The 20593-nt window shown below is 36.8% G+C and carries 20 protein-coding genes and 1 pseudogene; 17 read left to right on the top strand and 4 right to left on the bottom strand.

Going from position 1 to position 20593, the window contains the following annotated elements; all coding sequences use genetic code 11:
• Positions 1-85 precede the first annotated feature (85 nt).
• The 9 genes from yfmF to JG537_RS08425 all read left to right on the top strand — a co-directional run bounded on the left by yfmF (position 86) and on the right by JG537_RS08425 (position 8275).
• Positions 86-1330, top strand: a complete 1245-nt coding sequence (gene yfmF, locus JG537_RS08465) for an EF-P 5-aminopentanol modification-associated protein YfmF (RefSeq protein WP_199544892.1) — start codon at positions 86-88, stop codon at positions 1328-1330.
• A complete protein-coding gene (gene yfmH, locus JG537_RS08460) occupies positions 1331-2620 on the top strand; it encodes an EF-P 5-aminopentanol modification-associated protein YfmH (protein ID WP_199544890.1) in 1290 nt (429 codons plus the stop codon).
• 65 nt (positions 2621-2685) lie between these two features.
• Entirely contained in the window at positions 2686-3639 is a 954-nt protein-coding gene (locus JG537_RS08455; RefSeq protein WP_199544888.1) for a helix-turn-helix domain-containing protein, read from the top strand.
• Positions 3640-3648: 9 nt separating this feature from the next.
• A complete protein-coding gene (pgsA, locus tag JG537_RS08450; RefSeq protein WP_199544886.1) occupies positions 3649-4203 on the top strand; it encodes a CDP-diacylglycerol--glycerol-3-phosphate 3-phosphatidyltransferase in 555 nt (184 codons plus the stop codon).
• On the top strand, positions 4200-5042 hold the full coding sequence (locus JG537_RS08445) for an energy-coupling factor ABC transporter ATP-binding protein (RefSeq protein WP_132868989.1): 843 nt from the start codon (positions 4200-4202) through the stop codon (positions 5040-5042). The genes pgsA and JG537_RS08445 overlap by 4 nt, the downstream gene beginning before the upstream one ends.
• On the top strand, positions 5018-5860 hold the full coding sequence (locus tag JG537_RS08440; protein ID WP_132868988.1) for an energy-coupling factor ABC transporter ATP-binding protein: 843 nt from the start codon (positions 5018-5020) through the stop codon (positions 5858-5860). Before JG537_RS08445 ends, JG537_RS08440 begins: the two co-directional genes overlap by 25 nt.
• Positions 5853-6650, top strand: a complete 798-nt coding sequence (locus JG537_RS08435; protein ID WP_199544884.1) for an energy-coupling factor transporter transmembrane component T family protein — start codon at positions 5853-5855, stop codon at positions 6648-6650. The genes JG537_RS08440 and JG537_RS08435 overlap by 8 nt, the downstream gene beginning before the upstream one ends.
• A gap of 138 nt (positions 6651-6788) precedes the next feature.
• A complete protein-coding gene (apf, locus tag JG537_RS08430; protein ID WP_199544882.1) occupies positions 6789-7385 on the top strand; it encodes an aggregation-promoting factor in 597 nt (198 codons plus the stop codon).
• Between the two features lie 215 nt (positions 7386-7600).
• Positions 7601-8275, top strand: coding sequence for a transglycosylase SLT domain-containing protein (locus JG537_RS08425; protein ID WP_132868810.1), 675 nt, complete (start codon positions 7601-7603; stop codon positions 8273-8275).
• Positions 8276-8303: 28 nt separating this feature from the next.
• Here JG537_RS08425 and JG537_RS08420 read toward each other — a convergent pair whose 3' ends face one another.
• From JG537_RS08420 to sdaAB, 3 genes are all read right to left on the bottom strand, one after another.
• Complete coding sequence (locus JG537_RS08420) at positions 8304-8939, bottom strand: HAD hydrolase-like protein (protein WP_132868809.1); 636 nt, start codon at positions 8937-8939, stop codon at positions 8304-8306.
• A gap of 90 nt (positions 8940-9029) precedes the next feature.
• On the bottom strand, positions 9030-9902 hold the full coding sequence (gene sdaAA / locus JG537_RS08415; protein WP_199544876.1) for an L-serine ammonia-lyase, iron-sulfur-dependent, subunit alpha: 873 nt from the start codon (positions 9900-9902) through the stop codon (positions 9030-9032).
• 11 nt (positions 9903-9913) lie between these two features.
• Entirely contained in the window at positions 9914-10585 is a 672-nt protein-coding gene (gene sdaAB / locus JG537_RS08410) for an L-serine ammonia-lyase, iron-sulfur-dependent subunit beta (RefSeq protein ID WP_132868807.1), read from the bottom strand.
• A 259-nt stretch (positions 10586-10844) separates the two neighbouring features.
• Here sdaAB and mnmA point away from each other — a divergent pair, with 259 nt between their 5' ends.
• From mnmA to rpsD, 8 genes and pseudogenes are all read left to right on the top strand, one after another.
• The gene (mnmA, locus tag JG537_RS08405) at positions 10845-11966 is read left to right on the top strand and encodes a tRNA 2-thiouridine(34) synthase MnmA (protein WP_199544875.1); all 1122 of its coding nucleotides are present in this window, start codon (positions 10845-10847) and stop codon (positions 11964-11966) included.
• Between the two features lie 64 nt (positions 11967-12030).
• Positions 12031-12669, top strand: a pseudogene (locus JG537_RS08400) (RpiB/LacA/LacB family sugar-phosphate isomerase).
• Between the two features lie 220 nt (positions 12670-12889).
• Positions 12890-14794, top strand: a complete 1905-nt coding sequence (gene mnmG / locus JG537_RS08395) for a tRNA uridine-5-carboxymethylaminomethyl(34) synthesis enzyme MnmG (protein ID WP_132868805.1) — start codon at positions 12890-12892, stop codon at positions 14792-14794.
• Between the two features lie 109 nt (positions 14795-14903).
• A complete protein-coding gene (locus JG537_RS08390; RefSeq protein ID WP_199544874.1) occupies positions 14904-16883 on the top strand; it encodes a DHH family phosphoesterase in 1980 nt (659 codons plus the stop codon).
• On the top strand, positions 16880-17332 hold the full coding sequence (rplI, locus tag JG537_RS08385; RefSeq protein ID WP_199544873.1) for a 50S ribosomal protein L9: 453 nt from the start codon (positions 16880-16882) through the stop codon (positions 17330-17332). The genes JG537_RS08390 and rplI overlap by 4 nt, the downstream gene beginning before the upstream one ends.
• 34 nt (positions 17333-17366) lie before the next feature.
• Positions 17367-18728, top strand: a complete 1362-nt coding sequence (dnaB, locus tag JG537_RS08380; RefSeq protein WP_074482289.1) for a replicative DNA helicase — start codon at positions 17367-17369, stop codon at positions 18726-18728.
• 24 nt (positions 18729-18752) lie between these two features.
• On the top strand, positions 18753-19025 hold the full coding sequence (locus JG537_RS08375; RefSeq protein ID WP_004233634.1) for a Veg family protein: 273 nt from the start codon (positions 18753-18755) through the stop codon (positions 19023-19025).
• Between the two features lie 256 nt (positions 19026-19281).
• Positions 19282-19893, top strand: a complete 612-nt coding sequence (gene rpsD / locus JG537_RS08370) for a 30S ribosomal protein S4 (RefSeq protein ID WP_014295480.1) — start codon at positions 19282-19284, stop codon at positions 19891-19893.
• A 98-nt stretch (positions 19894-19991) separates the two neighbouring features.
• On the opposite strand, the gene JG537_RS08365 is transcribed toward rpsD, so the two are convergent.
• Positions 19992-20528 (bottom strand): TetR/AcrR family transcriptional regulator, encoded by a 537-nt coding sequence (locus tag JG537_RS08365; RefSeq protein ID WP_199544944.1) that lies wholly within the window; start codon positions 20526-20528, stop codon positions 19992-19994.
• Positions 20529-20593 lie beyond the last annotated feature (65 nt).

Genomic DNA, 20593 nt, shown 5'->3' with positions numbered 1-20593 from the left:
TTTTCTCCATTTTATAATTCAAGTAATTATAACATAAACGTGGTATAATTTTAGCTAATAAAGTGTTTTTAGTAAGGAATTTGTAATGAAAATAGTTGATGGTGTTGAATTACATCTAATCAAAAACGAAAAATTCAAAATGAACCATATTACTTTTCGGTTTTCTGGAGATTTTAATCAAAAAACGGTAGCACGACGTGTTTTAGTGGCTCAAATTTTAGCAACTGCCAATGAGAAATATCCAACTGCTCAACGATTTAGAGAGCGTTTGGCAAGTCTTTATGGAGCAACTTTGTCAACTAAAGTATCAACAAAGGGATTGGTTCACATTGTTGATATTGAACTGGCTTTTATGAAGAATCAGTATGTGATGACTAAAGAGAATCTTTTGGAAGAAGTTATTGAGTTTTTATATCAAGTTCTCTTTTCACCACTTGTGACGGTTGAACAGTACCAATCTAAGTTATTTGAGCTTGAACAAGCAAATTTGATTAATTATTTAAAAGCTGATAAGGACGATAGTTTTTACAGCAGTGAACTAGGTCTTAAAAAACTTTTCTTTACGAATCCAGCTTTTCAAACTTCAAAATATGGAACAGCAGAGTTAGCAGCTACTGAAAATTCTTATACTGCTTTCCAAGAATTTCAAAAGATGCTTCGAGAAGACCGCCTAGATATCTTTTTATTAGGGGAATTTGATGATTATCGCATGCTGCAATTATTTAATCGATTTCCTTTCGAAGATCGTCACAAAGGTTTAGTATTTGACTACCAACAAGACTTTAATAATATTGTTCAGGAAAAATTAGAGCATAGAGAAGTTAATCAATCGGTTTTACAGTTGGGATATTCTTTCCCAACTCGGCATGGTGACAAGGATTACTTTACACTGCTTATCTTTAATGGCTTATTTGGAGGTTTTGCGCATTCACGTTTATTTACAGAGGTTCGCGAGAAAGAAGGTCTTGCGTATACCATTGGAAGTCACTTTGATATCTTTACAGGTTTACTGAATGTTTACGCTGGAATTGACAAGAAAAATCGTAATCGTGCGATGCAACTAATTAACAAAGAATTTTCAACAATTAAGTCAGGACGTTTCTCTGAAGCACTTCTAAAACAAACGAAAAAAATGCTGCAGGTTAATTTAAAACTAGCTGAAGATTCTCCTAAAGTATTGATTGAACGCAGCTATAATAGCCAATATTTGAAGAATCACTATAGCGTTGATGATATGATTGACAACATTGACAAAGTTAGTAAAGCAGATATTCTTCAATTGACAAGAAAAATCAAATTACAAGCACTATATTTTTTGGAGGGAAAGTAAATGACAAAATTAGTTGAAAAAGTTTTCCCTGAAATTGGTGAAAATTTGTATACTGCCGTATTAGAAAACGGCTTGAAAGTTTTTTTAATTCCTAAGACCGATTTTCAAGAAAGTTGTGGCATGTTAGTTGTCAATTTTGGTTCCCTTGACAACAAGTTTACAATAGATGAAAGTGTAAAAGTATATGAAGAAGGCATTGCTCATTTCTTAGAGCATAAGTTGTTTGAGTTGGAAAATGGACAAGATGTATCTGAATTATTTACTAACGCAGGCGCTAACAGTAACGCCTTTACAACTTTTGATAAGACATGTTTCTATTTTTCGACGGTTGATCATTTAAAAGAAAATTTAGATTTGTTGCAACATTTTGTAGCAGATATAGCCTTTACAGAAGAGTCAATTGAACGAGAGAAGTCTATTATTGAACAAGAGATTGATATGTATCAGGATGATGCTGATTATCGTCTGTATCAAGGAGTTCTTGAAAATTTGTACCCTAAAACAGCTCTTGCTAGAGATATTGCTGGGACTCAGGAAAGTATTGCTAGGATTTCTGTAGAAGATTTAAAAGAAAATCATGATGTTTTTTATTCACCGCGAGAAATGACGCTATTGGTTGTTGGTAATTTTGATAAGGATGATATCTTTAACCAAATTAAAGAGAGTCAAAAAGATAAAAGTTGTGTATCTCATAATCTTGATCGTCAAGAATTAATCTATGAACCTGTTGTCCCTAAAACAGCTGTTCAAATGGAAGTGACTCAACCAAAATTAGCTATTGGATTAAGAGGCCCAGCTTTAGTTGAGGGGGCTTCTACATTACGTCAAGAACTATCTTTGAGAATATTCTTTGCCATGATTTTAGGATGGACATCAAAACGTTATCAAGAACTCTACGAAAGTGGTCAAATTGATGATTCATTTGATTTTGAAATTGAAGTCTATCAACAATTTCAATTTTTGGTTATTTCTTTAGACACTTCAGTACCAATTGCTATGGCTACTAATATTCGACAATATTTAGATAAAGTTGTAATGTCTGATGATTTGGATGACTTATCAGAGGAACATTTTGAAATTGTAAAAAAAGAGCTTTATGGAGACTTTTTCAAGAGTATGGATTCAATTGACAATATGTCAACTCAATTTATAAACCATTTATCTGATGACGAAACTTACTTAGCCGTACCTAAAATTTTAAGGACTTTAAGTTTTGAAGAAGTTCTTAAAACAGGAATTGATTTCTTAACGCAATCAGATGCGACAGAATTCACAATCCTACCAAAATAAAATCGAAATACTTGTCAAAATTTGCTATAATAAATCTGATTATATTTTATTAAAGGAAACCTTGTATGAGAGAAGAAACAATTGGTGAGATCTTAAGAAAAGGTCGTAATGCCAAAAATTTGACACTAGAAGATGTCGAAGAAAAAACAGCAATTCCTTCACCACATCTTTTAGCATTAGAGCTAGAAAAATTTAAATTAATTCCTAAGGATGAAGTTGAAACATATCTTCAACAATATGCAGAGTTGGTTGAAGTTGATGCAGCTGAACTATTAAAGCGCTATCGAGAACAAGTGGCTGAATTAGATGAGAAAGCAGCTAAAGAAGAACCAACTGTCAAGGATGACGAAAGAATTACAATTGTACCGAGTCATAAAAAAGCAGAGCAACAAGTGAAGAAACAGGCTCCTAAGTCAAAAGTTGAACAAACGGATGATTTTGGTGTTGGTTCGCGTTCAAGTCGTTATAAGAGTTCAGAAACAACAGCATCTTATCTTCCAATTATTTTGCTTTGTTTAGTTGCTTTGGGTATTTTAGCTTTTGTTTCTTTTGTGACTTGGACACAGCTTCAAAGCGACAGTAACCGTTCAAATCCAACTTATTCTGTTGTTCACAGTTCATCTGCTTCAAGCAGTTCTTCAACAACAGAAAGTTCATCTTCAACAAGTGAATCATCTTCATCTGATGAAAAGGCACTGAAGATGGAAACTGAGGGAGGCGGAAGCAACTTAACGGTTAATCTATCAAATGTTACAGACAGTTTGACTGTCGACATTAGTTTGTCTGGTGCAGATAGCAGCTGGGTTTCTGTAAGTAATTCAGAAGCTGGTGATGCTGGAACGCTTCTTTCTTCAACGGGAGTTTCAAGCTATTCAGCAACACTTCCTGCAGGTACAAAAACATCTGTGATTACACTTGGGGTGACTGCAGGGGTTACAGTTTCAATCAATGGTCAAGCGGTTGATACATCAGCTTTGACAAGCACAACATTAAGCTATATTACAATTAACATTCAGTAAGGTAGGAAAATGAAAATAGATTTTACAAAAAAAGAAAACATTCCTAATTTGTTAACATTAGGTCGTATTGTCTTGATTCCAGTATTTATTTTAATTCTATGTATCTGGAATAATACTGCAGGTCATGCGGTTGCAGCAGTAGTTTTTGCATTGGCAAGTATTACTGATTATTTAGATGGATATCTTGCAAGAAAATGGCAAGTTGTTACAAACTTTGGTAAATTCGCAGATCCACTGGCTGACAAAATGTTAGTAATGACAGCATTTATCATGCTCGTTGAATTGGGGATGATTCCTGCTTGGATTGCTGCGATTATCATTTGCCGTGAATTGGCAGTTACTGGCCTTCGTTTACTACTTGTTGAAAATGGTGGAACAGTTTTAGCAGCTGCTATGCCAGGTAAAATCAAAACATTTACCCAAATGTTTTCAATTATCTTCTTGCTTTTCCATTTTTCAATTATTGGAGCAATTTTACTTTATGTCGCTTTGATTTTCACAATTTATTCTGGTTATGATTATTTCAAAGGGGCAGGCTTCCTCTTTAAGGACACATTTAAATGACATTTAACAGTATTGACGTCAAAAATTTAACATTCAAATATACTGATCATCAAGAAAATTACACTTTAGATAATTTATCGTTTCACGTGAAACAAGGAGAATGGTTGTCTATCATTGGGCATAATGGTTCAGGAAAATCAACAACAGTTCGTTTAATTGATGGACTGTTGGCTGCTGAATCAGGTCAAATATTTGTTGAAGGAGAACTTTTAACCGAAGAAAACGTGTGGAACATTCGTCAGAAAATTGGAATGGTTTTTCAAAATCCAGATAATCAATTTGTTGGCGCTACCGTTGAAGACGATGTCGCTTTTGGATTGGAAAATAAGGGAATTCCATTAGAAGAGATGCAAGCACGTGTGAAAGAAGCTCTCAAACTTGTTGGCATGTCAGCTTTTGCTGATCGTGAACCAGCTCGTCTTTCAGGTGGTCAAAAACAGCGTGTGGCTATTGCAGGGGCTATTGCAATGCGTCCTAACATTATTATTTTAGATGAAGCGACTAGCATGTTGGACCCAGAAGGACGTCTAGAATTAATTCAAACAATTAAAGAGATTCGTGACCGATACAATATGACGGTTGTGTCTATTACTCATGATTTGGATGAAGTTGCCTTAAGCGATCGTGTCTTGGTTATGAAGAAAGGAAAAGTTGAATCAAGTTCAACACCGCGAGAACTCTTTGCTAGAGGAGAAGAATTATTGACTTTGGGATTGGATATTCCTTTTTCAGCCAATCTTATCTCTACTTTAAAGAATAAAGGGTTTGAATTTACAGAGAATTATCTTACGGAAAAGGAATTAGAAGATCAGTTATGGGAATTACTCTTGAAGGCGTAAATTACACATATCAAGCGGGGACACCATTTGAAGGGCGTGCCCTTTTTGACATTAATCTTACTATAAAAGAAGGCTCTTATACGGCTTTCATTGGACATACAGGATCAGGTAAGTCGACAATTATGCAGCTTTTGAATGGTCTTAACGTTCCTACAGAGGGCGCTGTAATTGTTGATGATATTAAAATTACAGCTAACTCAAAGAATAAGGAAATTAAGCCTGTTCGCAAAAAGGTTGGTCTAGTCTTTCAATTTCCTGAAAGTCAGCTCTTTGAAGAAACAGTCCTTAAAGATGTGGCATTCGGGCCACAAAATTTTGGTGTTTCTATGGAAGAAGCTGAGCAGTTAGCACGTGAAAAATTGGCTATGGTTGGGATTCATGAAGAATTTTTTGAAAAGAATCCTTTTGAGTTGTCTGGTGGTCAAATGCGCCGTGTGGCTATCGCTGGTATTTTAGCTATGGAACCCGAAGTTTTAGTCTTAGATGAACCAACAGCAGGTCTAGACCCTAAAGGGCGCCGTGAATTGATGACATTGTTTAAAGAATTACACCAAAATGGGATGACAATTGTGTTAGTAACCCATCTAATGGACGATGTTGCTAATTATGCTGATTATGTTAATGTTCTTGAAGGCGGCAAATTAGTCCGCTCAGGATATCCTAAAGAAGTTTTTCAAGATGTTGAATTTCTTGAAAGTAAGCAACTAGGTGTTCCAAAAATCACCAAGTTTGCTCAACAGCTTGTAAAGCGTGGTCTACATTTAGATACTTTACCAATTACTATAGAAGAATTTACAGAGGTGGTGAAACATGGATAAATTAATACTTGGTCGTTATGTACCTGGAAATTCATTAATTCACCGTTTAGATCCGCGTAGTAAGCTTCTAGCGATGATTTTATATATTATCATTGTTTTTTGGGCGAATAATCTTGTTACTAATCTATTGATGATTGCTTTTACTTTAGTAGTTGTTTTATTATCGAAGATTAAACTCAGCTTCTTTTTAAGAGGTGTTCGTCCCATGATTGGTATTATTCTATTTACGACTTTGTTCCAAATGTTCTTTACACATGGGGGAGAAACTTATTTTCAATTTGGTTTTTTGAAAATAACAAGTTATGGGTTTAGTCAAGCGATATTGATATTCATGCGTTTTGTTTTGATTATCTTCTTTTCAACGCTTCTAACTTTGACAACAACACCGTTGAGTCTCGCAGATGCTGTTGAATCTTTGCTGAAACCTTTTGTTCGTTTTAAAGTGCCAGCTCATGAAATTGGTTTAATGCTTTCTTTGAGTTTGCGTTTTGTTCCGACATTGATGGATGATACGACACGTATTATGAAAGCTCAGAGAGCGCGTGGAGTTGATTTTGGTGAAGGAAGTCTTATTCAAAAGGTTAAATCGATTATTCCAATCCTCATTCCACTCTTTGCTTCAAGTTTTAAACGTGCGGATGCATTAGCTCTTGCCATGGAAGCACGTGGTTATCAAGGTGGAGATGGACGTACAAAATATCGAATTTTACAGTGGACAGTTAAAGATTCAGTAACCATTTTGCTTGTCATAATTTTAGGAATTCTCTTATTTTTTCTTAAAGAAAGCTAAAATGCCTAATTTGTAGGCGTTTTCTTTATAATATAAGAATGTAATTGTAATATTTTTAATATAACTCTAAAACCAGAGTAACATTAAGTCTGTATTATATAGCCTGTACTAATTTTGAAACAAAAAAAGGAGCATATAATGCAAACAAATATTTTTAAAACTAAATCGAAATCTATTAAACTTGGTCTTGCCGGTGTAGCCGCTGCAGCAGCACTAATTATCCCAACAGTTGCTAGCGCAGATTCATACACAGTTAAATCAGGTGATACACTTTCTGAAATTGCTGTAACTTACAACACAACAGTTGAAAAATTGGCTTCAGTAAACAGCATCGCAAATGTTGACTTCATTACTGTAGGTCAAATCTTAGAACTAGATCCAGAAGCTACTGCACCAGTTGCAACTGAAACTGCTACAGTAGAAGCTGCACCAGCAGCTACTGATAACTCAGCTGCAGCAGCACCAGCTGCGCAAGCTGAAACAACAACTTCTTACACATCAAACTTGGGTACTTCAGACGCTCAAGCTAAAGAAATCATTGCTCAACGCGAATCAAGCGGTAGCTACACAGCTCAAAATGGTCAATATTATGGTCGTTACCAATTGACAATGTCATACCTAAATGGTGACTTGTCAGCTGAAAACCAAGAACGTGTTGCTGATTCATACGTTGCAGGACGTTATGGTTCATGGTCAGCTGCCCTTGCATTCTGGAATGCAAATGGTTGGTACTAAGATTTAGAGATAGAATTACCAGTATTAGAATAAAAAGATTGAAGAAATTTCTTCAATCTTTTTTGTTTTACTTTAAAAAATTAGCGTTTTCATTGGGAACTTGGTGTTAATTTCAATATCTCTGTAATATTTTTAACATATTTTCAATCTCCGAGTAATAAATAAATTATATGATAGGAAACAGGAGTTCTAGAGAGGTATATATTTTATTTATTATGTATAGTAGGATTACTAAAGCAAAACATAGAAAAATCAGAAATATTATTGTCAGCATCCTTGGAGTCATTTTTGTTGCGGCAATGATTGTTGTTCTTATTCCAAAAATAGAAGCATTTGCAGAAACTATTACAACTCGTTCAGAAGCAGGAGCTGCTAAATCTGTATCAACGTCAAGTTCAGAAAGCTCTGACATGTCATCAACAAATATTAGTTCTACAGAAGCTGAATCAGAAGAGCCTAGCAGTTCTGTAGAAGAAAGTGAAGAAGTTGAATCATCATCTGTAGAGGAGACATCGGAATCTGAAGTAGCAAGTTCTGAATCTGCACCAGTTACTGATGCTACGACTGTTGTAGCTACAAGCTCTACAGTACCATCTTCAACCACTCAATCATCAGCATCTACAGTAGTTGCTGCAAACGGAAATACAGCAGGCGCTATTGGTTCAGCTGCAGCAGCACAAATGGCTGCTGCTACGGGTGTTCCTCAGTCAACTTGGGAAGCAATCATTGCTCGTGAATCTAATGGTGATCCAAATGTTGCCAATCCATCAGGAGCGTCAGGTTTGTTCCAAACGATGCCAGGTTGGGGTTCTACAGCTACTGTTCAAGATCAAATTACAACTGCTATTAATGTTTATAATTCACAAGGACTTTCAGCTTGGGGATACTAATTTAATAAAAGAAAAAGCACTAATCATCTTATAAAGATGATAGTGCTTTTTTAATGTCATGTGGGTGATGGCAAATACTTTCAGCGCCATGTTCTTGTAAGCTTTCTAGGCTGCCAAATCCCCATGTTACTCCGAGTCTTCTGACACCTGTTTTTTGACCACCAATCATATCAAATTTTGTGTCACCAATGATAACCGCTTCATGTGCTTGAATACCTTGTTCTGTGAGACAGGCATTAATCACATCAGCTTTATGGAAATGTTGAGGAGTAGAACCATAGACTTTTTTAAAATGTGAAATGATACCAAGTTCTGACAACATGAGATTAGCCATTGGTTGGTGTTTACTTGTGGTAACAAATAGTGAGTAATTTAGATTGTTTAACTCTTGTAGTGCTTCTGAGATACCGTTATAAAGAGAGACTTGATGGACACCTTTTTCCCCATAATAGTCTCTAAAGGTTTTAATAGCGTGATTGACATCGTCTGCTTGGTCAAAATATTGCCCAAAAGTTACTTCTAATGGAGGTCCGATAAATGTTGACAGTTGTTTATCTGTTTGTAAAGGTAGGTGTAACTTTTCAAAAGCATAATTAAAAGCTGCTTTAATACCGGGGCTAGAATTTACTAGTGTTCCATCAAGGTCGAATAAGATTGATTTCATATTTACTCTCCTGTAAATTTTGTCAACGTTGATTGACAAAATCGTCAATTAGCAAGAAAATTAGCGCTTAGTATTTCAATACTAGGTGGATTATTCACCAAATATTTTAGCTTGTAAGCGGCGTCCAGTTGGTGTGGCTGCTAAGCCACCTTCAGCGGTTTCTCGGAACGCCGTTGGAAGACTAGATCCAACTTGGTACATCGCATCGACTACTTCATCAACTGGAATTTGTGATTCAATGCCAGCAAGTGCCATATCAGCAGCGACCAACGCAAAACTAGATCCAAGGGCGTTACGTTTAACGCAAGGAACTTCAACAAGCCCTGCAACAGGGTCACAGATAAGACCTAGCATGTTTTTTATAACAAAGGCGATAGCTTGGCTAGCTTGATAAGCAGACCCTCCAGCGGCCTTTACAAGAGCTGCTGCACTCATTGCAGAAGCAGAGCCGACTTCGGCTTGACAACCACCTTCAGCACCAGAAATCGATGCGTTATTTCCAATAACAAGTCCAAAAGCACCCGCAGTGAACAAGAAGTCAAGTTGCTCCTCTTCAGAAAGGTTTAATTTATCAATAGCTGTTGTTAAAACGGCAGGTAGGCATCCAGCAGAGCCTGCTGTCGGTGTGGCACAAACCAGTCCCATTTTAGCATTTAATTCGTTGACAGCTATAGCATTTCGTACGGCTGTTAGCACAGTTGTATCAGATAAGGTTTTGCCAGATTTTAGATAGTTGTCCATTTTGACAGCATCTCCTCCGGTTAAACCGCTAATTGATTTACTAGGAGTGAGTCCATCAGTAACAGAATTTTTCATGACTTGAAGGTTTTTTTTCATGATGTGAATGATTTCTTCACGGCTACGCCCACTTAATTCTGTTTCTGTGGTAATCATTAGTTCAGCAATATTACCGTTAAAGTCTTTATCGGCTTGTTCAACTAATTCTTTAATAGAATAAAACATTCTTTTCCTTTCTAATCAAAGAAATTCACATTGTGTAAGTGCGGGATATGTTGGATTTGTTCAACAGCCTTATGACAATCACGTGAGTCAACTTCAATAATCATGATTGCTTTTTCACCAGCACGTTCACGAGTAACGTTCATTTGAGCGATATTGATGTTGTGTTCAGAAAGAATATCTGTTACTTTGGCAATCATACCAGGGATATCTTGGTGAACGATAATTAAGGTTGGCGTATTCATTTTTAAAGAGACAGAAAATCCATTAAGCTCAGTCACTTCGATATTTCCACCACCAATTGAGACACCAGTAATGCTCATTGTTTTATCCCCTTTTTCCACAGTAATTTTAGCAGTGTTGGGGTGGGGGGCATTGCTATCTTTTAGGATATCCCAATAAATGCGAACGCCTTTTTGGTGAGCGATTTCTAATGAATTTTTAATGTCATGATTGTCAGTATCCATTCCTAGGATACCAGCAACGAGTGCTTTATCAGTTCCGTGTCCACGGTAAGTTTTAGCAAATGAATTATATAAATGAAATGTTACGGAATCAGGAATTTCTCCGAAAATAGAATTTACAATTTTTCCAATACGAACAGCTCCAGCAGTGTGGCTGCTTGATGGGCCAATCATAACAGGTCCAATAATGTCAAAGACAGATTGGAATTTTAGATTTTTCATATCTACTCCTTCTAGAATCTATGCTTATTTATTATAACAAAGGAAAGAGCTAGGGTAAATGATAATAAATCGCTTAACTTGATTAAAAATGAGAAAAAAATGTAAAAAGGGAGCACAAAAGACTTACATAACAAGAATTTCATGTTATAATAGACTTCGCGTGGTTTCACGCATTCAAAATCGACCTTCAAATCGATTTTTGAAAAACTGGGCCCTTCAAGCCTATGTTCGAAAAAAATATCTTGATGGGAGGATTATCATGACAGATAATTCAAAAATACGTGTTGTTGTTGGTATGAGTGGAGGCGTTGATTCGTCTGTAACAGCTCTTCTTTTGAAGGAGCAAGGCTATGACGTTATTGGCGTCTTCATGAAAAACTGGGATGACACAGATGAATTCGGTGTTTGTACAGCAACCGAAGATTATAAAGACGTGGCAGCTGTAGCTGACCAAATTGGTATTCCTTATTATTCTGTTAACTTTGAAAAAGAATATTGGGACCGCGTTTTCGAATATTTCCTTGCGGAATATCGTGCAGGCCGTACACCAAATCCAGACGTTATGTGTAACAAGGAAATCAAGTTTAAAGCTTTCCTTGACTATGCCATGACGCTTGGAGCTGATTATGTTGCAACTGGTCACTATGCTCAAGTTTCTCGTGATGAAGATGGCACAGTTCATATGTTGCGTGGTGCAGATAATAATAAAGACCAAACTTATTTCTTGAGTCAATTATCACAAGAACAATTGCAAAAAGTAATGTTCCCACTGGGACATTTGGAAAAGCCAGAAGTTCGTAAAATTGCGGAACGTGCAGGTCTTGCTACAGCTAAGAAAAAAGATTCAACAGGAATTTGCTTTATTGGTGAAAAGAACTTTAAAGAATTCCTTAGTCAATATTTACCAGCGCAAAAAGGTCGTATGATGACTGTTGATGGTCGTGATATGGGTGAACACGCTGGATTGATGTATTATACAATCGGTCAACGTGGAGGTCTTGGTATTGGTGGACAACAAGGTGGCGATAATCAACCATGGTTTGTTGTCGGAAAAGACCTTTCAAAAAACATTCTTTACGTTGGTCAAGGATTCTACCATGAATCATTAATGTCAACTAGCCTTGACGCTTCAAGTATTCACTTTACACGTGATATGCCTGAAGAATTTACAATGGAAGTTACAGCAAAATTCCGTTACCGTCAACCAGACTCTAAAGTTACAGTACATGTTAAAGGTGACAAAGCAGAAGTTGTCTTTGATGAACCACAACGTGCCATTACACCAGGTCAAGCTGTTGTTTTCTATGATGGCGAAGAATGCCTAGGTGGTGGAATCATTGATATGGCTTATAAAAATGGAGTCGCTTGTCAATATATCTAGTTGACAAAGGTGTAAAGACAAGTTGACAGATTTACTTTTGGGAATGATGCTAGGAGATTATCTTATGAGAGTGGGAGTTATTCAAGCGAGTACAAGGTCAGATATAAATGACCTCTTATTTCAATCAGTGCAGAAAGCTGTAAAGGGACTACACGAAGTTGTTAACTTTGGAATGTTCCCAAATGAAACAGCAAACTTTTCATATGTTGAAGTGGCTGTTATGGTAAGCTTGTTGATTGAAACACAAAGTCTAGATTTTGTGGTGACTGGTTGTTCATCTGGTCAAGGGATGATGCTTGCTTGTAATAGTTTACCTGGCTTGCGTTGTGGCTTTATTCAAGCACCACAAGATGCTTATCTTTTTGGTCGTATTAATAATGGCAATGTTGTTTCTTTGCCATTAGGCTTAAATTTTGGGTGGTCAGGTGAGCTAAATTTACAGTACACTCTAGATAAGTTATTTGAAGATGAGTTCGGTTGTGGATATCCAAAAGAAGACGCTGAACGTAAACGGCAAGATGCTGACAACTTGGTTAAGTTAGCGACTATCACCAAACGCTCTTTTAGTGATATCCTAGATCAACTCGATTAAAACCTTCTTCGAAAAATCTTATGCCGAGAAAGTTTTTATAACTATCTTATGACTAATGGGAAAAATCAACTATTGCTCGAAAAATTATCGGCAATTAAATTGACATTTTAACTTAATTTGATACAATAATCATAACAATAATCATGATGGTCAAAGCTCATGAGAATTGTGCGTTTTTGCCGCACAATTTTCGAGGGTTTTGACCGTTTTTTGTTTTACTAATCGTATTTTATATTTGGAAAGGAATGCTTTGAGTAGCTTAGCTAATCTTTTGATTACTTTAATTTGATAAAAAGATTGGCAAAGGTTTACTTGATATTGTAATTGAATCATGACACATGAATTTGCTGAAAATTATGATGTAATTGTTGTTGGTGCTGGGCATGCTGGTGTAGAAGCTAGTTTGGCTGCAGCTCGTATGGGTTGTAAAACAATGCTCGCAACAATCAATTTGGAAATGTTATCCTTTATGCCATGTAACCCTGCTATCGGAGGTTCTGCCAAAGGTATCGTCGTTCGTGAAATCGATGCTCTTGGTGGAGAAATGGGTAAGAACATTGACAAGACTTACATCCAAATGAAAATGCTTAATACTGGTAAAGGTCCTGCTGTACGTGCTCTTCGTGCACAAGCTGATAAGGCGCTTTACTCTCGTACAATGAAGCATACTGTTGAACAGCAAGATAATTTGACATTACGTCAGTCAATGATTGAAGAAGTTTTAGTTGAAGATGGAAAAGTTGTTGGTGTTCGCACAGCTACTAATCAAAAATTTTCAGCTAAAGCTGTCGTTATCACAACTGGTACAGCTCTTCGCGGTGAAATTATTTTGGGTGAACTCAAATATTCATCTGGTCCAAATAACAGCCTAGCTTCAATTGGACTTGCAGATAATTTGAAAGAACTTGGACTTGAAATTGGACGTTTCAAAACAGGGACACCTCCACGTGTTAAAGCAAGTTCTATCAACTATGATGAAACAGAAATTCAACCGGGTGATGAAAAACCAAATCATTTCTCATTCATGTCTAATGATGAAGATTACCTCAAAGACCAAATTCCATGCTGGTTGACTTATACTAACCAAACTAGTCACGATATCATTAACAAAAACCTTTACCGTGCTCCAATGTTCTCAGGTATTGTTAAAGGGGTAGGTCCTCGTTATTGTCCATCTATTGAAGATAAAATTGTTCGTTTTGCAGACAAGGAACGTCACCAACTCTTCTTGGAACCAGAAGGGCGTGAAACTGAAGAAGTTTACATTCAAGGTTTATCAACAAGTCTTCCTGAAGATGTTCAAAAAGAATTAGTTCATTCTATCAAAGGACTTGAAAATGCCGAAATGATGCGTACAGGATATGCGATTGAATATGATATCGTTTTGCCACACCAATTGCGCGCAACGCTTGAAACTAAGAAAATTTCAGGTCTCTTTACGGCTGGTCAAACCAATGGTACATCAGGTTATGAAGAAGCTGCAGGTCAAGGGATTGTTGCTGGTATTAATGCCGCTTTGAAGGTTCAAGGTAAGCCAGAAATGATTCTTAAACGTAGTGATGCTTATATCGGTGTTATGATTGATGATTTGGTAACAAAAGGAACTTTGGAACCTTACCGTTTGCTAACAAGTCGTGCTGAATATCGATTGATTTTGCGTCATGATAATGCAGATATGCGTTTGACTGAAATTGGTCACCGTGTTGGTTTGGTTGATGAAGAACGTTATGAACGTTTCTTGAACCGTAAACGTCAATTTGACAACGAGTTGACAAGATTGTCAACTCTTAAAATTAAACCTGTTAAGGAAACTAACGCACGTATTGAAGCACTAGGTTTCAAACCGTTGACAGATGCATTGACAGCAAAAGAATTCATGCGTCGTCCTGAAATCAATTATGAAATTGCGACAAGTTTTGTTGGTCCAGCTGAAGAAAAACTTGATAGCAAAGTAATTGAACTTTTGGAAACAGAAATTAAATACGAAGGTTACATCAATAAAGCTCTAGATCAAGTAGCCAAGATGAAACGCATGGAAGAAAAACGCATCCCTGCTAATATTGACTGGGATGATATCGATTCTATTGCGACAGAAGCTCGTCAAAAATTCAAGAAAATTAATCCTGAAACTATCGGACAAGCAAGCCGTATTTCAGGGGTTAACCCAGCTGATATTTCTATCTTGATGGTTTACTTGGAAGGTAAACAAAAACACCATCGTAACCAAGAAGATTAAGTATCATTAAAACAAGAAAGCAACCCTTATTAACTGGGGTTGCTTTTCTGCTTTCCTACTATAAATTAAGGCTGTTTTATGGTATAATTGTAAGCTAAGAGGTTAACCAATGAAAAGATTTCGATTTGCAACTATCCACTTAGTCATGATTGGCCTTATTTTATTTGGCATCTTGGCTATTTGTGTCAGACTTTTTCAGACGGAGTCAGCTATCTTAGCTGCAATCTTTTTGGCGCTTTCTTTACTTGTAGCTTTGCTCTACTATCAGAAAGAAAATTATGAGTTATCGGAACTTGAACAAATTGAATTATTAAACAACCAAACGGAAGTTGGTCTAAAACATCTTCTAGAACAAATGCCAGTTGGTGTTGTTCAGTTTGATCAAGAAACAAACGAGGTAGAGTGGTTTAATCCATATGCAGAGCTCATTTTCACTAGTGAAGAAGGAGAGTTTGAGGATGACGTCATTCGTAGAATTATTGGGGCTAAGCGAGAAGGGGACGCCACTCAGACATTTGAGTTAAATGGCAATAAGTACTCATCTTACATCGATTCTTCAACGGGGATTTTCTATTTCTTTGATACATCTATGGGAAATCGTCAGTTGGGAGATGCAGCCCTTTTGCGTCCAGTTATTGGAATTATTTCCATCGATAATTACGATGATGTGACAGATGATTTATCAGATGCTGAGATTTCACAAATCAATAGCTTTATTGCAAACTTTATTTCGAATTTCACGAAGTCAAAAAATATTTTTTATCGTCGTGTCAATATGGACCGATTTTACTTCTTCACAGATTATGCTGTTTTGAGTAGTTTGATTGATGATAAATTTGATGTTTTAGAAGCTTTTCGAAAACAGGCTAAAGAAGAGCACAACTTACCGTTAACACTTAGTATGGGTGTTTCTTACGGAGATGATAACCATCAACAAATTGGACAAGTAGCCTTGCAGAATTTAAATACTGCGCTTGTACGTGGTGGAGATCAGGTTGTTATTTGTGAAAATGATGAGCATAAGAAGCCGTTGTATTTTGGTGGTGGTTCAGTATCTACTGTTAAGCGTACACGTACACGTACACGTGCCATGATGACAGCTATTTCAGATCACATTAAAGGTGTTGACCGTGTATTTGTTGTTGGTCACCGCAATATTGATATGGATGCTCTTGGATCAGCTGTAGGGATGCAATTCTTTGCAAGTAATATTAACGAAGAGTCTTATGTTGTCTATAATCCAGACGAAATGAGTCCAGATATTACGCGTGCTGTACAAAGACTGCAAGACGATGCAAAAACTAAATTAATTACTATCAAGCAAGCCTTGTCAATGCTGACAGAACGCTCATTGTTGATTATGGTTGATCATTCTAAGATTGACTTAACCTTATCGCAAAAGCTTTACAATAAATTTACAGATGTGATTGTCGTGGATCATCATCGTCGTGATGATAATTTCCCAGAAAATGCTATCTTGACTTTCATTGAAAGCGGAGCAAGTAGCGCAAGTGAGTTGGTTACAGAGCTAATTCAATTCCAGAATGCTAGGAAGCATCTAAGTAAAATTCAAGCGAGCGTCTTAATGGCTGGTATTATGCTTGATACGAAGAACTTCTCAGCAAGTGTAACGAGCAGAACGTTTGATGTTGCAAGCTATCTACGAGCACATGGTAGTGATAGTATCGAAATTCAAAACATTTCTCAAACTGATTTTGAGGAATATCGATTGGTTAATGAATTAATTCTTAGAGGCCGAAAAATTTATGATAACATCATCGTTGCCAGTGGTCGTGATGGTGTTAATTATAGTAAAGTAGTTGCTAGTAAAGCAGCTGATACCATGTTATCTTTAGCAGGTATCGAGGCGACATTTGTTTTGGTGCAAGTGGCTCCTAATAAAGTTGCTGTTTCAGCACGTAGCCGTAGTAAGATTAATGTTCAGCGCATGATGGAAGAACTTGGTGGCGGTGGTCACTTTACTCTAGCTGCCTGTCAGTTAGAAAATATGTCAGTGAGCCAAGCCGAGGGTGTTTTACTTGATGTGATTGAAAATGATTTAAGAGAAAATATGGAGGCAGAGAGATGAAAGTAATTTTTCTAGCAGATGTCAAAGGAAAAGGTAAAAAAGGTGAAATCAAAGAAGTTCCAACAGGTTATGCTCAAAACTTCTTGATTAAGAAAAATCTTGCTAAAGAAGCTACTAACCAAGCCATTGGTGAATTAAAAGGTAAACAAAAATCAGAAGAAAAAGCACAAGCTGAAGTGTTAGCTGAAGCTAAAGCTCTTAAAGCTGAACTTGAAAAAGAAGAAACTGTTGTTAAATTCACTGAAAAAGTTGGTCCTGATGGACGTACATTTGGTTCAATTACAGCTAAAAAAATTGTAGAAGAATTGTCGAAACAATTCGGTTTAAAAATCAACAAACGTTCAATTGCTTTAGATCACCCGATTCGCGCAATTGGCTCTGTTGAAGTACCTGTGAAATTACATAAAGAAGTAACTGCTGAAATTAAATTAAACATTAAAGAAGCATAATTAAGATTTGAGCTTACTAGGGGAGGTGAAAAGATTGGCAGAAGAGCCAGAATTGAGAGTTCAGCCACAGGATTTATTAGCAGAGCAATCTGTCTTAGGTTCTATTTTTATCTCGCCAGATAAACTCATCACTGTTCGTGAATTTGTTAGCCCAGATGATTTTTATAAATACTCTCACCGAGTTATTTTTAAAGCAATGATTACTTTGAGTGATCGTAATGAGGCTATCGATGCTACAACAGTGAGAACAATTCTTGATGACCAAGGTGATTTGCAAAATATTGGTGGCTTGTCATATATTGTTGAATTGGTCAACAGTGTGCCAACAAGTGCCAATGCAGAGTATTATGCTAAGATTGTTGCTGAGAAGGCAATGCTGCGTAATATTATCTCTAGGTTGACAGAAACTGTAAACCTGGCTTATGAAGGAGCTACAGATTCAGAAGACGTGATTGCTGGAGCAGAAAAAGCTCTTATTGAGATTAATGAACACAGCAATCGTAGTGGTTTTCGCAAGATTTCAGACGTCTTGAAGGTTAACTATGAAAACTTGGAAATTCGTTCACGTCAAACGAGTGATGTTACTGGTTTGCCGACAGGTTTTCGTGATTTGGATAAGATTACAACAGGTTTACACCCTGATCAGTTAGTCATTCTAGCGGCGCGTCCAGCCGTCGGGAAAACAGCTTTTGCTTTAAATATTGCGCAGAATGTTGGAACTAAGCAAAATAGACCAGTAGCCATCTTTTCTCTGGAAATGGGAGCTGAAAGCTTGGTTGACCGTATGTTAGCTGCAGAGGGAATGGTTGATTCCCATAATCTTAGAACAGGTCAGTTAACAGATCAGGAATGGAATAATATCACCATTGCTCAAGGAGCCTTGGCGGACGCACCAATTTATATTGATGATACACCAGGGATTAAAATTACTGAGATTCGCGCGCGTGCACGTAAGCTATCGCAAGAAGTTGAAGGCGGTCTTGGTTTGATTGTTATTGACTACCTTCAATTGATTACAGGAACGCGTCCTGAGAACCGACAACAAGAGGTCTCTGATATTTCACGTCAATTGAAAATTTTGGCTAAGGAATTAAAAGTGCCAGTTATCGCACTGAGTCAGTTGTCTCGTGGTGTTGAACAACGTCAAGATAAACGTCCAGTACTGTCAGATATTCGTGAATCTGGTTCTATCGAGCAAGATGCTGACATTGTAGCTTTCTTGTATCGTGATGATTATTATCGTCGTGAAGGTGAAGATAACGAAGATGCCGTTGAAGATAATACGATTGAAGTTATCTTGGAGAAAAACCGTTCTGGTGCGCGTGGAACCGTGAAATTAATTTTCCAAAAAGAATATAATAAATTTTCTAGTATTGCGCAATTCGAAGAGCGTTAATAAAGATAAGGAGTAAGATAAAAGATGAGTGATGCATTTGCAGACGTTGCTAAAATGAAGAAAATCAAAGAAGATATTAAAGCCCACGAAGGTCAATTAGTTGAATTGACGCTTGAAAATGGTCGTAAACGTGAAAAAAACAAAATTGGCCGTTTGACAGAAGTATACCCATCATTGTTTATCGTTGAATACAACGAAAATTCTGATGTACCTGGTGCCATTAATAATTCTTATGTAGAATCATACACTTATTCAGATATTTTAACTGAAAAAACATTGATTCGTTATTTTGATTAATTTTATCTAAGAATTAACATACAAAAGGCTTTACAGAGCCTTTTTTTTATGTTAAACTATGCTTTGTGTGAAATAATAGCAGGAGAGTATGAAGCTCGTCAACAGTTGGCTCTTCTACAGTTTTTCTTTCTATAGAAAAGCTCCTAGAAGTCGGAAAAGTAATCTTGGCTGTTTAGATGAAAGTCAACTGCACGAATCAGGATTCTCTAAATTGTTATTTCCTACAAAATTTTTATTTTATAGGAGGACATTTTAAATGTCACGTTATACAGGTCCATCATGGAAACAATCACGTCGCCTTGGCTTGTCTCTTACAGGTACAGGTAAAGAATTGGCACGTCGTAACTACGTGCCTGGTCAACACGGTCCTAACAACCGTAGTAAACTTTCTGAATACGGTTTGCAATTGGCTGAAAAACAAAAACTTCGTTTCACTTACGGTGTAGGTGAAAAACAATTCCGTAACTTGTTCGTACAAGCTACTAAGATTAAAGGTGGAACTCTTGGTTTCAACTTTATGGTTCTTTTGGAACGTCGTCTTGACAACGTTGTTTACCGTTTAGGTCTTGCAACTACTCGTCGTCAAGCTCGTCAATTCGTTAACCACGGTCACATCCTTGTTGACGGTAAACGTGTTGATATCCCTTCATACCGCGTAACTCCAGGTCAAGTTATCTCAGTTCGTGAAAAATCAGCTAAAGTACCTGCTATCCTTGAAGCTGTTGAAGCTACTCTTGGACGTCCAGCATTCGTATCATTCGACGCTGAAAAACTTGAAGGTTCATTGACTCGTCTTCCAGAACGCGACGAAATCAACCCAGAAATCAACGAAGCACTTATCGTTGAATACTACAACAAAATGCTTTAATTCTCAGTTTATTGAAGTATTTAAAACCACGGCTTTTACCGTGGTTTTTTTCTTTTTCAAAAAAGATCACCGATAGGTGATCATAGTGAGAGGAGTTTTTACAAAGGTAATAGCTTTAAGATAAGGTTAGTCATTTGTCGAGGTGATTCTTTTTTTCCTTTTGCAATCCATGATTGGCAAAGTCCGAAAAAGGCGTAAGCGAAATAAATACTACTGTATTCTCTCTCAGTTGGAGTTAGCTCATCGCGGCCAAATCTGTCTTGTAAATCAGTATTAATGAAGATGCGTACCTTATTGACAATGAAGGCCTGAAATTCACGAGTTCCGTTAGCTGAAATTAAAGCTGATAATAGTTGTTCACGTTTTAGAAATTCGAAGATTTCTAAAAAGGCTTGTGCTTTATTTCCTTCATGCTTTTCGAAGATATACTCGACTTGATTGAAGAGAGTTTGTTGGCAAGAATCGATTAGCTCGAATTTATCTTTATAGTGTGTGTAGAAGCTAGAGCGGCTAATACCGGCTTCTTTGGCTAATTTTATGGTTGTGATATCATCGAAACTCTCTGATTTCAAAAGGCTAACCATAGCTTCTTGAATAGCTTTTTTAGTGTTTGCTTTACGGTTGTCATGTGCCATAATGATAATCTTTTGAACAGCTTTAGACAGAGTGTCCAAAAACTCCTCCTTTCGACTTGAAATTA

It is taken from the genome of Streptococcus vicugnae, from assembly GCF_016461705.1.
GTDB classification, from domain to species: domain Bacteria; phylum Bacillota; class Bacilli; order Lactobacillales; family Streptococcaceae; genus Streptococcus; species Streptococcus vicugnae.
The sequence above is the reverse complement of the archived record's forward strand: the minus strand, read 5'-3'. Positions and strand labels throughout refer to the sequence as shown.